The sequence below is a fragment of the Streptomyces sp. HSW2009 genome (genome assembly GCF_040240285.1).
GTDB lineage: Bacteria > Actinomycetota > Actinomycetes > Streptomycetales > Streptomycetaceae > Streptomyces.
On the sequence record NZ_JBEHZD010000187.1, the window covers coordinates 1 to 13,239 of the forward strand.

The 13,239-nt window shown below is 70.7% G+C and carries 10 protein-coding genes; 8 read left to right on the plus strand and 2 right to left on the minus strand.

Annotation, left to right across the window (positions count from 1 at the left end; all coding sequences use genetic code 11):
- Positions 1–416 precede the first annotated feature (416 nt).
- From rpsO to AAHZ94_RS16100, 5 genes are all read left to right on the plus strand, one after another.
- On the plus strand, positions 417–704 hold the full coding sequence (rpsO, locus tag AAHZ94_RS16080) for a 30S ribosomal protein S15 (protein WP_030288085.1): 288 nt from the start codon (positions 417–419) through the stop codon (positions 702–704).
- Between the two features lie 1,084 nt (positions 705–1,788).
- The gene (locus tag AAHZ94_RS16085) at positions 1,789–4,005 is read left to right on the plus strand and encodes a polyribonucleotide nucleotidyltransferase (RefSeq protein ID WP_349993576.1); all 2,217 of its coding nucleotides are present in this window, start codon (positions 1,789–1,791) and stop codon (positions 4,003–4,005) included.
- Complete coding sequence (locus tag AAHZ94_RS16090; RefSeq protein ID WP_349993569.1) at positions 4,005–5,408, plus strand: M16 family metallopeptidase; 1,404 nt, start codon at positions 4,005–4,007, stop codon at positions 5,406–5,408. The genes AAHZ94_RS16085 and AAHZ94_RS16090 overlap by 1 nt, the downstream gene beginning before the upstream one ends.
- A gap of 629 nt (positions 5,409–6,037) precedes the next feature.
- Complete coding sequence (gene dapB / locus AAHZ94_RS16095; RefSeq protein WP_349993570.1) at positions 6,038–6,790, plus strand: 4-hydroxy-tetrahydrodipicolinate reductase; 753 nt, start codon at positions 6,038–6,040, stop codon at positions 6,788–6,790.
- A 5-nt stretch (positions 6,791–6,795) separates the two neighbouring features.
- Positions 6,796–7,248 carry a tetratricopeptide repeat protein gene (locus AAHZ94_RS16100; protein ID WP_349993571.1) on the plus strand — a complete coding sequence of 151 codons (453 nt, stop codon included), beginning with the start codon at positions 6,796–6,798 and terminating at the stop codon, positions 7,246–7,248.
- 913 nt (positions 7,249–8,161) lie between these two features.
- Here the strand turns inward: AAHZ94_RS16100 and AAHZ94_RS16105 are convergent.
- Both AAHZ94_RS16105 and AAHZ94_RS16110 read right to left on the minus strand, forming a co-directional pair.
- Positions 8,162–8,710 carry an SCO5741 family PH domain-containing membrane protein gene (locus AAHZ94_RS16105; protein WP_349993572.1) on the minus strand — a complete coding sequence of 183 codons (549 nt, stop codon included), beginning with the start codon at positions 8,708–8,710 and terminating at the stop codon, positions 8,162–8,164.
- A 52-nt stretch (positions 8,711–8,762) separates the two neighbouring features.
- Positions 8,763–9,005, minus strand: coding sequence for a hypothetical protein (locus AAHZ94_RS16110; protein ID WP_349993573.1), 243 nt, complete (start codon positions 9,003–9,005; stop codon positions 8,763–8,765).
- A 312-nt stretch (positions 9,006–9,317) separates the two neighbouring features.
- Between AAHZ94_RS16110 and thyX the strand changes: the two genes are divergently transcribed.
- The 3 genes from thyX (at position 9,318) to AAHZ94_RS16125 (ending at position 12,982) form a co-directional block, all read left to right on the plus strand.
- Entirely contained in the window at positions 9,318–10,010 is a 693-nt protein-coding gene (gene thyX / locus AAHZ94_RS16115; RefSeq protein ID WP_349993577.1) for an FAD-dependent thymidylate synthase, read from the plus strand.
- Positions 10,011–10,276: 266 nt separating this feature from the next.
- Positions 10,277–11,176, plus strand: a complete 900-nt coding sequence (dapA, locus tag AAHZ94_RS16120) for a 4-hydroxy-tetrahydrodipicolinate synthase (RefSeq protein WP_349993574.1) — start codon at positions 10,277–10,279, stop codon at positions 11,174–11,176.
- Positions 11,177–11,296: 120 nt separating this feature from the next.
- Positions 11,297–12,982, plus strand: a complete 1,686-nt coding sequence (locus AAHZ94_RS16125; RefSeq protein ID WP_349993575.1) for a ribonuclease J — start codon at positions 11,297–11,299, stop codon at positions 12,980–12,982.
- Positions 12,983–13,239: the final 257 nt, after the last annotated feature.

Sequence of the window (13,239 nt, forward strand, 5' to 3'; positions counted from 1 at the left end):
CCGCCTCGCGCGCGAGGCTGCGCCGCCCGCCCCGTGCCCCGTGCCCCGTGCCCCGTGCCCCGTGCCCCGTGCCCCGTGCCCCGTGCGGGACCGTACGGTTTCGTCCCCCGTGCGGCGCGGCGCCCCGTGCCCCCGTCCGGCCCCGTGCCGGCACACCCGGCGCGGACTCACCCACCGCGACCGCGCTCGTACACCACTGGCCCGGCCCGGCCCAGCCTCCAGTCACAGCCCAGCCCCAGCCGCGGTCTGGGGCCTCCGAAGTGGCTGGTACGCTGTGTGACGGCCGTGTGTGTACGCGTTTCCGGATGATCTGGAATCAGCGCTCAGCGGACCCCGCCTTCCGAGTCATGGAAGATCCCCCGCGATTGAGACCGGGGGCGCTCGGTGGCCAAAACGAGATTCCTGAAGGAGTACGCGTGTCGCTCGACGCCGCAACGAAGAAGCAGATCATGTCCGAGTTCGCCACCAAGGAGGGTGACACCGGCTCCCCCGAGGTGCAGGTGGCCCTGCTGTCGCGCCGCATCTCGGACCTGACCGAGCACCTCAAGACGCACAAGCACGACCACCACTCGCGTCGTGGCCTGCTGCTCCTGGTCGGCCAGCGTCGCCGCCTGTTGCAGTACCTGGCCAAGAAGGACATCACGCGCTTCCGTGCGCTCGTCGAGCGCCTCGGCATCCGCCGTGGTGCGGCCGGCGCCAAGTAGTACGCCGTGGAGGGAGCGGTTCCCACGACTGGGGGCCGCTCCTTCGCCGTACGGGCACGGGACACTCACCCGGAAGGGTGGCCGTAACGGGTCTTTCGTGCGGCGTAGGAGGTCTGCTCCACCAACCGACCACGGTGCGCCCCACGGGGCGGGACGGCCATCACACGGCCCTCGCTCGTAGGAGCACCGGCGCGGTGTCACCGTCAGACCGGCACCGGGCCGTGCGCCGGCCGCCCGGCACCCGGCGTGACCGGCAGGGGCCCCGTGCAGCGACGATGCGGGCGCGGGCCAGCCGTGGCCGCACCGGAGCCGACGACCGCGCCACACGGTGCGTACCCGAGGCCGGTCCCGTACGGCACGTACGACGTCTCCCGGCGGACCGCCGTACGGCGCCGGGCGCACCGTCGGCCGCTCGCCCGGCCGGCGCGGTGGGCCACCCCCACCGCTGCCCCCCGCACCAGCGCCGTGACCAGCGGCAGGGGCGGGGACCTGCGGAAAACCAACAGACAACGGGCCGGTCGGCGGCCAGAATCAGCAAGGCCCGCGCCGCGCCCCGTGACGACGATCGCCCGGCCGTACGGGCCGGTCCGATCACTCGGCCCACCGCGGGCCACACGCCCCGCGGGACGGTGCCACGGATGCCACGTCCGTGGCGCTGACGAGAACCCCATAGGGTCCCCATCGAGACCCCTACCTAGACGTACGGAGCCGCACCGCGGCCCGTACCCCGCCCCGGCGGGCGCGCTCCCCGCGAGCGGTACGCCCGACGCAGCGGGGACCCGAGGCCACCGAAACGCGGCACCGCGTCGCGGCGGCGGCCTCCCGGACGGACGTCTCAGCCGTCGTGGCGACGGCTGAAGGTTTGTAGTCTGGTCCCATAACGCCATAACGAACGAGGGGGAGCGCCCTCTTTCCGCCGAAACGAGGCCGCAGGCGCCGGTCCTCGGTAGTGGCTCCCGGAACTGGCAATTCCGGTGGCTTCGATCGAAGACCGGCCCGGCCGCCGGACCCTAGCGGCACGAGCGCTCCTCCACCCCCGTCCCCCGTCACCCGGATGAGGGACGCAGACGAGGAGATTTCCCTGGTGGAGAACGAGACCCACTACGCCGAAGCCGTCATCGACAACGGTAGCTTCGGCACCCGCACCATCCGCTTCGAGACGGGCCGCCTGGCCCGTCAGGCCGCCGGTTCCGCGGTGGCCTACCTGGACGACGACACCATGGTGCTGTCGGCCACCACGGCTTCCAAGCACCCGAAGGACCAGCTCGACTTCTTCCCCCTGACGGTGGACGTCGAGGAGCGGATGTACGCAGCCGGCAAGATCCCCGGCTCCTTCTTCCGTCGTGAGGGCCGCCCCTCCGAGGACGCGATCCTCACCTGCCGCCTGATCGACCGCCCGCTGCGCCCGTCCTTCAAGAAGGGCCTGCGCAACGAGATCCAGATCGTCGAGACGATCATGGCGCTCAACCCCGACCACCTCTACGACGTGGTCGCCATCAACGCCGCCTCCTGCTCCACGCAGCTCGCCGGCCTGCCCTTCTCCGGCCCCATCGGCGGCACCCGGGTCGCGCTGATCAACGGCCAGTGGGTGGGCTTCCCGACCCACACCGAGCTGGAGAACGCCGTCTTCGACATGGTCGTGGCCGGCCGGGTCCTGGACGACGGCGACGTCGCGATCATGATGGTCGAGGCCGAGGCCACCGAGAAGACCATCCAGCTCGTCAAGGACGGCGCCGAGGCCCCCACCGAGGAGGTCGTGGCCGCCGGTCTTGAGGCCGCCAAGCCGTTCATCAAGGCGCTCTGCCAGGCGCAGGCCGACCTCGCCGCCAAGGCTGCGAAGCCGACCGGCGAGTTCCCGGTCTTCCTCGACTACCAGGACGACGTCCTGGAGGCGCTCTCTGCCGCCGTCCGCAGCGAGCTGGCCCAGGCGCTGACCATCGCCGGCAAGCAGGAGCGCGAGGGCGAGCTCGACCGCGTCAAGGCCGTCGCCGCCGAGAAGCTGCTGCCGCAGTTCGAGGGGCGCGAGAAGGAGATCTCCGCCGCGTACCGCTCGCTCACCAAGAGCCTGGTCCGCGAGCGCGTGATCAAGGAGAAGAAGCGCATCGACGGCCGTGGCGTGACGGACATCCGTACGCTCGCCGCCGAGGTCGAGGCGATCCCGCGGGTGCACGGCTCGGCGCTGTTCGAGCGCGGTGAGACCCAGATCCTGGGCGTCACCACGCTGAACATGCTCCGCATGGAGCAGCAGCTCGACACGCTGTCGCCGGTGACGCGCAAGCGCTACATGCACAACTACAACTTCCCGCCGTACTCCACCGGTGAGACCGGCCGCGTGGGCTCGCCCAAGCGCCGCGAGATCGGCCACGGCGCGCTCGCCGAGCGGGCGCTCGTGCCGGTGCTGCCGACGCGCGAGGAGTTCCCGTACGCCATCCGCCAGGTCTCCGAGGCGCTCGGCTCCAACGGTTCGACCTCGATGGGTTCGGTCTGCGCCTCCACCATGTCGCTGCTGAACGCCGGTGTGCCGCTCAAGGCCCCGGTCGCCGGCATCGCCATGGGTCTGATCTCGCAGGAGATCGACGGCGAGACGCACTACGTCACCCTCACCGACATCCTCGGTGCCGAGGACGCCTTCGGTGACATGGACTTCAAGGTCGCGGGCACCAAGACCTTCGTCACCGCGCTCCAGCTCGACACCAAGCTCGACGGCATCCCGGCGTCGGTGCTGGCCGCCGCGCTCAAGCAGGCCCGGGACGCGCGCCTGCACATCCTCGACGTGATGAACGAGGCCATCGACGTTCCGGACGAGATGTCCCCGAACGCGCCCCGCATCATCACCGTCAAGATCCCGGTGGACAAGATCGGCGAGGTCATCGGCCCCAAGGGCAAGATGATCAACCAGATCCAGGAGGACACCGGCGCCGACATCACGATCGAGGACGACGGCACCATCTACATCGGTGCCGCCGACGGCCCGGCCGCCGAGGCCGCCCGCGCCACGATCAACGGCATCGCCAACCCGACCATGCCGGAGGTCGGCGAGCGCTACCTGGGTACGGTCGTCAAGACCACCACCTTCGGTGCGTTCGTGTCGCTGCTCCCGGGCAAGGACGGCCTGCTGCACATCTCGCAGATCCGCAAGCTCGCCGGTGGCAAGCGTGTGGAGAACGTCGAGGACGTGCTCGCCGTCGGCGCCAAGGTGCAGGTCGAGATCGCCGAGATCGACCAGCGCGGCAAGCTCTCCCTGATCCCCGTGATCGAGGGCGAGGACGGCGACGACAAGAAGGACGAAGCCGCCCAGTGATGCAGCTTTCCCCTTCGGGCGGATCGCACCGTGCGACGGCCCGCCCCTCCACCGAGGGGCGGGCCGTCGCCCGTACCCGGTCCACCACCAAGACCCTCCTCAAGGGCGAGAACGGCATCGGTACGGTGCGTCGCACCACCCTCCCCGGGGGGCTGCGCGTGGTGACTGAGACGCTGCCCTCCGTGCGGTCGGCCACCTTCGGCATCTGGGCGCACGTCGGCTCGCGGGACGAGACGCCGGCGCTCGGCGGCGCCACGCACTACCTGGAGCACCTGCTCTTCAAGGGCACGGAGCGGCGCAGCGCACTGGACATCTCGGCCGCCATCGACGCGGTCGGCGGCGAGATGAACGCGTTCACGGCCAAGGAGTACACCTGCTACTACGCGCGGGTGCTCGACTCGGACCTGCCGCTGGCCATCGACGTCGTCTGCGACATGCTGACCAGTTCGCTGATCGAACCCGCGGACGTGGACGCCGAACGCGGCGTCATCCTCGAAGAGATCGCGATGACCGAGGACGACCCGGGCGACTGCGTGCACGACCTGTTCGCGCAGACCATGTTCGGCGACACCCCGCTGGGCCGCCCCGTCCTCGGCACCGTGGACACCGTCAACGCGCTCAGCGCCGACCGCATCCGCCGCTTCTACCGCAAGCACTACGACCCCACTCACCTGGTCGTCGCCGCCGCCGGCAACGTCGACCACGCGCGGGTCGTACGCCAGGTCAGGGCGGCCTTCGACCGGGCCGGGGCGCTGGAGCGGGAGGACGTCACGCCGATGGCGCCGCGCGCCGGCAGCCGGGCGATCCGCGCCGCGGGCCGGGTCGACCTGGTCGCCCGCAAGACGGAGCAGGCGCACATCGTCCTCGGCATGCCCGGCATCGCCCGCACCGACGACCGGCGCTGGGCGCTCGGCGTGCTCAACACGGCGCTCGGCGGCGGCATGAGCTCGCGCCTGTTCCAGGAGGTGCGGGAGAAGCGCGGCCTGGCCTACAGCGTGTACTCCTACACCTCGGGCTTCGCCGACTGCGGCCTGTTCGGCGTGTACGCGGGCTGCCGCCCGAGCCAGGTGCACGACGTACTGCGGATCTGCCGCGACGAACTCGACCAGGTCGCCGAGAAGGGGCTCACCGACGAGGAGCTGCGGCGGGCCATCGGCCAGCTCTCCGGCTCCACGGTGCTGGGCCTCGAAGACACCGGCGCACTGATGAACCGCATCGGCAAGAGCGAACTGTGCTGGGGCGACCAGATGTCGGTTGACGACATGCTCCAGCAGATCGCCTCGGTCACCGCGGACGACGTGCGCGAGATCGCCCGTACGATCCTGGGCCAGCGGCCCTCCCTGTCGGTGATCGGCCCGCTGAAGGACAAGCAGGCCAGCCGGCTCGACGAGGTGGTGGCCTGACCCACCGCCCCGTACGGCCTGTGACTCTGGTCACAAGCCGTACGGGGCGGTACGGGCAGGCGCGGGCAGTGGGGCCCAGCACGGAGCCGCTACGGGGCGGGCCCCAGCGCGCTCCGTAGCCCCGGGGCGCCCCGGGGGCTCCGTCCTCCGTGGCTCCGCACCCGTGGCTCCGCGGCTCCGTGGGGAGGGGAAGGGGGCGCGCCCTGTGCTCCGTATCCTGCGGGGGTGGGACTTGGCCGTGCCGCATGGTTGCGCACCGGCGCTCCGTGCCCCGTGTCGCGGCGGCGCGACGCTCCGTGCGTGGTACCCAGGGCCGGGCGGGGCGTTCGGTGCTGCTGTACAGGCTGCACAGGGCTGGTGCTCCGCGCGGGGTACCTCGGGGTGCACAGGGTGCTCCGTGCTGCACCTCCGTGCGGGGTGCTCCATGGTGCTCCGTGTCCCACACGGTGCGGCCTGCTCCGTGCTCCGCGCTCCGTGCGCCCGGAGCCGCGCCCCGTCCCCCGCGGACGGAGCCCCCACCGGGGCACCCACAAGTCCATCCGTCCTCGCCCCCACATCGCCGCCCCGTCCGGCCCCACCCGGAGGACCGCGGAGCCACCCACTCGCCAGAGCGAAGGAAAGCCACACAGATGAGCAAGCTGCGCGTAGCCGTGATCGGAGCCGGGGGCCGCATCGGCTCGGAGGCCGTACGAGCGGTCGAGGCGGCCGACGACCTGGATCTCGTCGCCACGCTGCGGCGCGGCGACCGGCTGGAGGCGCTGACCGAGGCCGGCGCCCAGGTGGCGGTCGAGCTGACGAACCCGGACGCGGTCATGGCCAACCTGGAGTTCTGCGTACGCAACGGCATCCACGGCGTCGTCGGCACCACCGGCTGGACCGATGAGCGGCTGGCCGGGCTGGGGGAGTGGCTGGCGGCCTCCCCGGAGACCGGCGTGCTCATCGCCCCGAACTTCTCCATCGGCGCCGTCCTCACCATGCGCTTCGCGCAGCAGGCGGCCAGGTTCTTCGAGTCGGCCGAGGTCATCGAGCTGCACCACCCCAACAAGGCGGACGCCCCGTCCGGCACCGCGACCCGCACCGCGCAGCTCATCGCGGCGGCCCGGCAGGAAGCGGGCAGCCCGCCGCAGCCGGACGCCACGAGCACCGCTCTGGACGGGGCACGGGGGGCTGACGTGGACGGCGTGCCGGTGCATTCCGTACGGTTGCGCGGGCTCCTCGCCCACCAGGAGGTCCTGCTCGGTGGCACCGGCGAGACGCTGACCATCCGGCACGACTCCCTGCACCACAGCTCCTTCATGCCCGGCATCCTGCTCGGCGTGCGGCGCGTGGTGACGACCCCGGGCCTGACCTTCGGGCTGGAACACTTCCTGGATCTGGACTGAGAACTGTGCGCGCAAAGATCACCTACTTCGCCCTCGCGGCGGTCCTGATCGTCTACTTCGTGCTCGTCGGCAGCCGCGGAGTGCTCCTGATCCAACAGGGCACGCTGCTGACCGTCTCGTTCGGCGTGGGCGTGCTGGTGCTGCCCGCCATCGGCGCCTGGTTCCTGTGGCAGAGCACGAAGTTCGCCCGCTCCGCCGGCCGGCTGGCCAAGGAGCTTGAGGCCGAAGGGGCGCTGCCGGTCGACGACCTGGCCCGCACCCCCGGCGGCCGGATCGACCGCGAAGCGGCGGACGCGGTCTTCGCCGAACGCCGTGCCGAGACCGAGGCGGCCCCGGACGACTGGCGCACCTGGTTCCGGCTGGCGATCGCGTACTACGACGCCCGGGACACCCCGCGGGCCCGCAAGGCGATGCAGCGCGCCATCAATCTGCACGACGGCCAGCCAGTACGCGGCTGACGCCTCGGTAGGGCTGCTCCACCCCACAGACCCGCCCCGCACGCCCCGGCCTCGCACGCTCCCCGGTGGCGGCGACCTCGGTGGGGTGCGGGGCTTGGCGGCGGGCGACGGCCTCCGCGCGCTGCGCTGTACGCTCCGTAGCGCACCAGACCGCGCTGCTCTGCGCCATGCACCGGCCCGGAGTCCAGCCGCCGGGAGCTGCGCTCCGGGGCGCACCGCGACCGCCCGTCGCGAGATCTACCCCGCCGCACGAGTGCCCCACATCGCTGCTGCACCGGACAGGTAAATCCTCGACACAGCGCCCGATCACAGGCGCGAGCAACTTCCACGAGCCGCTCCGTGCGCTCCGCGGCGCCCTACGCCGCGCGCTCCGCGGAGACCTGACCCACGTGTCCGTCCCACCCGTTTCGTACGACCGTCTCGTAGGACCCGTTGCGCACGACGACCCCGAACCGTGTGCCGGCTCCGGGAGCGCGATCGGGCTCCCCACCGCACGCTCCGTGGCGCACGGCCCTGCGGGGCCATCCCGTTTCGCGTGCCAGTGTGTTCCCCACCCCGGTGTTGCGGCCGCGCGCCGCCCCCTGCGCTCCGGGGCGCCCGCCCCGCCGCAGACCCACCCCGTTCCGGCGCCGGCCCCCACCCCGCCCCGACAACGGGAAGCTGGCCCCGCCCGCTGCGCTCCGTGGCGCACAGCACGACCGAACCCAAGCAAATCCAAAAGGAAAACCAACAAGACCAGCCGGACTAGCAAGACCACCTCGGCAACCCCGGCCGCCCCAGCCAGCAAAAGCGCAGGATGCCGCAGCGCCCCACACCCCGCCCCATCCCGAGCGTGAGTCCGAGCGAACCGCCCCACGTCAGGCGAACCGCCCCCACGCGCGGGGCCGCCCCTCGCTGGTCAGGCGAACCGCCCCTACGCGTGCTCGGCCGCCCACGCCTCGACGGCGTCGGCCGCGCGCTCGAAGGCGGGGCCGCGGCCGAGGAAATCGCTGTTGTGGTCCGTGACCAGGGTCCGCAGCACGTCCCCGCGCGCCGTCGTGATCACCAGCGCCTGTCCCTGGACGGTACGCGGCAGGCCAAGCAGCTTCACCGGCTGCTGCCGGGTCCGTACGCCACCCACCTGGGCCCAGGCCAGCGTCGTGGTGGACAGGAAACCGGTGTGCCGCAGCCCGTGCCCGCTCACCCACACGCCGACCCGCAGGGAGCGCACCGCGCTGAGAATGGTGACCACGGCGATGGCCACGCAGACGCCGGCCCCCGGCAGCGACCCGGCCAGGGCGATGACCATGGCGGACAGCAGCACGAACGAGGCGAGCAGCAACAGCACGGCTGCCACTCCCACGCGCCACGGGCCCGGCCGGTATGGGCGGCGCCACTGTTCGCGGTCCTCGTACGGCAAGGGCAGCGGTCCGGCCGCCGCCTCGTCGAACTCGCGGTCGGCCGTCAGAAAGGTCAAAGGCACGGGCTCGTCCTCACTCACCAGCACACTCGGCTGTGCGGGGGTGAGGCTACCTTCAGCGCCCGTCGGCCGCCTCGGAGCGGGGTACCTGCTGCGTCGGGTGCGACTGCGTGTCCAACGACGGCAGCCCGAACAACAGCGCGCCCACGAAGCCCGCCGCTATGGTCAGCCCGATCAGCGTCCGGCCCGCTATCTGGCCCGGCGTGGAGGGTTCCTTGGGCGGCGGCGCCACGTCGTCACGGAACCGGTCGGCCTCGGCGACGAAGGCGAAGGGCACGGACTCTCGCCGTCGGAACATCGTGGCTGCTCTCCTCAGTTTCGGGCCGTGTGCGGCGGTGCATAGCCGGGCTGGAGCGGGGGTCGCTGTCCGGGGAACGCTTGAGCGACCCGATACGTGCCCGTTTCGGCCGCTTACCTGAAAATATCAACCGCCGTGCCGCCCTCAGTCGTCGGGGTCCGTTTTGTCGCGCAAGCGTTGTACGGGGCGTATGCGCCTGGACTGTCAGTCCCGCCCCGTAAGCTGGGCGCCGCCCGAGCGAAGCAACTGGAAGAGGGACCCGCAGTGACCGACACCGCCGCGCAGCGTGCTACGGCGAGTTTCCGCAGTGACATGACCGTCGAGCTGGTCAAGCACAGCGCCGCCGACTCCGACGTGCTGTGGGCCGCCCGGGTCTCGACGGCGGGCGAGCAGTCCCTCGACGAGCTCACCAAGGACCCCGAGCGCTCCAAGGGCCTGATCAACTACCTGATGCGGGACCGGCACGGCAGCCCCTTCGAGCACAACTCGATGACCTTCTTCATCAGCGCCCCGATCTTCGTCTTCCGCGAGTTCATGCGGCACCGCGTCGGCTGGTCGTACAACGAGGAATCGGGCCGCTACCGGGAGCTCCAGCCGGTCTTCTACGTCCCCGACGAGTCCCGCAAGCTGGTGCAGGAGGGGCGCCCCGGCAAGTACCGGTTCGTCGAAGGCACCCAGGCCCAGCAGGAGCTCACCGGCAAGGTGATGGCGGACGCGTACGCGCACGCGTACGAGGCGTACCAGGAGATGCTGGCCGCCGGCGTCGCCCGCGAGGTGGCGCGCGCCGTGCTCCCTGTCGGCCTGTACTCCTCGATGTACGCGACGTGCAACGCGCGCTCCCTCATGCACTTCCTCGGCCTGCGCACCCAGCACGAACAGGCGGCCGTGCCGTCCTTCCCGCAGCGCGAGATCGAAATGGTGGGTGAACTCATGGAGGCCGAGTGGGCCCGGCTGATGCCGCTCACCCACGCGGCGTTCAACGCCAACGGCCGGGTCGCCCCCTGAGTCCGTGGGTCGCCCGAGGCGCCCCGTAGCGGGGTTCCAGCCCTAGCGAACTGTCCGGATTGCGACTTTTAAGAGTGTTCATCTAGGCTGACCAATGGGCCCGGCACTGTCTGAACCCCCGAGCAGGCAGTGCCGGTGCCTCCCCTCCTGGTGTCCCGTCGCGGTGCAAGTGTGACCTTCTCGCGTTGCATTTCGCTCGGGTTTGTCCGACACCGACCGTCCCCCGAGGGAGCACGCCAGGGTGTGCTGCGAGTAGCGTGGTGCCCATGGCTCCGACTTCCCCATCGCAGACCCCCTTCGGGCGCGTGCTGACCGCCATGGTCACGCCGTTCACGGCTGACGGCGCGCTCGACCTCGACGGCGCCCAGCGCCTCGCCGCCCACCTCGTGGACGCGGGCAACGACGGCCTCATCATCAACGGCACCACCGGCGAGTCACCCACGACCAGCGATGCGGAGAAAGCCGAGCTCGTACGGGCCGTCGTCGAGGCGGTGGGCGACCGGGCGCACGTCGTCGCCGGAGCCAGCACCAACGACACCCGGCACAGCGTGGGCCTGGCCCGCGCCGCAGCCGCGGCCGGCGCACACGGCCTGCTCGCCGTCACCCCGTACTACAGCAAGCCGCCGCAGGAGGGCCTGCTCCGGCACTTCACGGCCATCGCCGACGCGACCGAGCTGCCCGTCATGCTGTACGACATCCCGGGCCGCAGCGGCGTCCCGATCAGCACCGAGACCATCGTCCGGCTCGCCGAGCACCCCCGCATCGTGGCCAACAAGGACGCCAAGGGCGACCTCGGCCGAGCGAGCTGGGCCATCGCCCGCTCCGGTCTCGCCTGGTACTCGGGCGACGACATGCTGAACCTCCCGCTGCTCTCGGTCGGTGCCGTCGGCTTCGTCTCCGTCGTCGGCCACCTGGTCAGCCCCGAGCTGCGCGCCCTCCTCGACGCGCACCTGACCGGGGACGTCGCCAAGGCGACCGAGATCCACCAGCAGTTGCTCCCGGTCTTCACCGGCATGTTCCGCACCCAGGGCGTCATCACCACCAAGGCCGCGCTCACCCTCCAGGGGTTGCCCGCCGGCCCGCTCAGGCTGCCGCTCGTCGAGCTGTCCGCGGAGGAAACCGAGCAGCTCAAGCGAGATCTCGCCGCCGGTGGGGTACAGCTCTAACCACAGACTTCACAACCGAATATCGGCCCTTTGCAAGTGCACGAATGACACCCGCGCCACGTGCCTCTCTGCGCCCCAGTGGAGCAGAGGACATGTGGCGCGCGTGGTAAGGAGAGTCTTTTGAGTCATCCGCATCCAGAACTCGGCCCGCCGCCGAGGCTCCCCAAGGGCGGCCTGCGCGTGACCCCGCTCGGTGGTCTCGGCGAGATCGGCCGCAACATGACCGTCTTCGAGTACGGCGGACGGCTGCTGATCGTCGACTGCGGAGTGCTCTTCCCCGAGGAGGAGCAGCCCGGAGTTGACCTGATCCTGCCGGACTTCACGTCCATCCGTGACCGCCTCGGCGACATCGACGGCATCGTCCTCACGCACGGGCACGAGGACCACATCGGCGGCGTACCGTATCTGCTCCGCGAGAAGCCCGACATCCCGCTGATCGGCTCCAAGCTGACGCTGGCGCTGATCGAGGCGAAGCTCCAGGAACACCGCATCCGGCCGTACACGCTGGAGGTGACCGAGGGGCACCGGGAGCGCATCGGCCCCTTCGACTGCGAGTTCGTCGCGGTCAACCACTCCATCCCGGACGCGCTCGCGGTCGCCATCCGCACCCCGGCGGGCATGGTCGTGCACACCGGCGACTTCAAGATGGACCAGTTGCCGCTGGACGGTCGCCTCACCGACCTGCCCACCTTCGCCAAGCTCGGCGAAGAGGGCATCGACCTGCTGCTCTCGGACTCCACCAACGCCGAGGTGCCCGGCTTCGTCGCCCCCGAGCGCGACATCTCGGGCGTACTGCGCCAGGTGTTCGCGAGCGCCGAGCGGCGCATCATCGTGGCGAGCTTCGCTAGCCATGTGCACCGCATCCAGCAGATCCTGGACGCGGCGCACGAGTACGGCAGGCGCGTCGCCTTCGTCGGCCGCTCGATGGTCCGCAACATGGGCATCGCCCGAGACCTGGGCTACCTGCGGGTTCCGCCGGGGCTCGTAGTGGACGTACGGGCGCTCGACGACCTGCCGGACGACGAGATCGTGCTGGTGTGTACGGGCTCGCAGGGCGAGCCGATGGCTGCGCTCTCCCGGATGGCCAACCGGGACCACCAGATCCGCATCGTCCAGGGCGACACGGTCATCTTGGCCTCCTCGCTCATCCCGGGCAACGAGAACGCGGTGTACCGGGTGATCAACGGCCTCACCCGGTGGGGCGCCAACGTCGTCCACAAGGGCAACGCCAAGGTGCACGTCTCGGGCCACGCCTCGGCGGGCGAGCTGCTGTACTTCTACAACATCTGCAAGCCGCGGAACCTGATGCCGGTGCACGGCGAGTGGCGCCATCTCCGGGCCAACGCCGAACTCGGTGCGCTCACCGGCGTGCCCAAGGACCGGGTGGTCATTGCCGAGGACGGCGTGGTGGTCGACCTGGTCAACGGCATCGCCAAGATCGTCGGCAAGGTGCAGGCGGGGTACGTGTACGTGGACGGCCTCTCGGTCGGCGACGTCACCGAGTCCTCGCTCAAGGACCGCCGAATCCTCGGGGACGAGGGCATCATCTCCGTCTTCGTGGTGGTGGACAGCACCACTGGCAAGATCGTCGGCGGCCCACACATCCAGGGCCGGGGTACCGGCATCGACGATTCCGCCTTCAGCGCCGTGGCGCCGAAGATCGAGGAATCCCTGGCCAAGGCCGCGGCTGACGGAGTGGGCGAGCCTCATCAGCTCCAGCAGTTGGTGCGCCGCGCGATCGGTAAGTGGGTCTCCGAGAGCTACCGCAGGCGCCCGATGATCCTCCCCGTGGTCGTCGAGGTCTGACGCCCCTGCCGTACCCGGACGGCCGCACCCGAGCTCGATTTGCCTCGGGGCGCGGCCGTCCAGTACGTTTACGGCTCACCTGATCGGGGAACTCGCGGCCTTCGTGCTGTGGAAGAACCAAAAGTGAGGGTGGGAATTCGACCCGGCAGAATCTGCTAAAGTCGGAATCACGCCGAAAGGCAAAAGGCCTTCCAACGGCCACCGGAAACGAAATTCCGACCGGAAACGGTAGGGAAAAGGATCTGGTAAGGTTGGAA

Bases quoted from the DNA above. Each gene is read 5' to 3' on its own strand.
- AAHZ94_RS16090 (WP_349993569.1), top strand. From the start codon at position 4,005: ATGCAGCTTTCCCCTTCGGGCGGATCGCACCGTGCGACGGCCCGCCCC.
- dapB (WP_349993570.1), top strand. From the start codon at position 6,038: ATGAGCAAGCTGCGCGTAGCCGTGATCGGAGCCGGGGGCCGCATCGGC.
- AAHZ94_RS16110 (WP_349993573.1), bottom strand. From the start codon at position 9,005: ATGTTCCGACGGCGAGAGTCCGTGCCCTTCGCCTTCGTCGCCGAGGCC.
- thyX (WP_349993577.1), top strand. From the start codon at position 9,318: ATGACCGTCGAGCTGGTCAAGCACAGCGCCGCCGACTCCGACGTGCTG.
- dapA (WP_349993574.1), top strand. From the start codon at position 10,277: ATGGCTCCGACTTCCCCATCGCAGACCCCCTTCGGGCGCGTGCTGACC.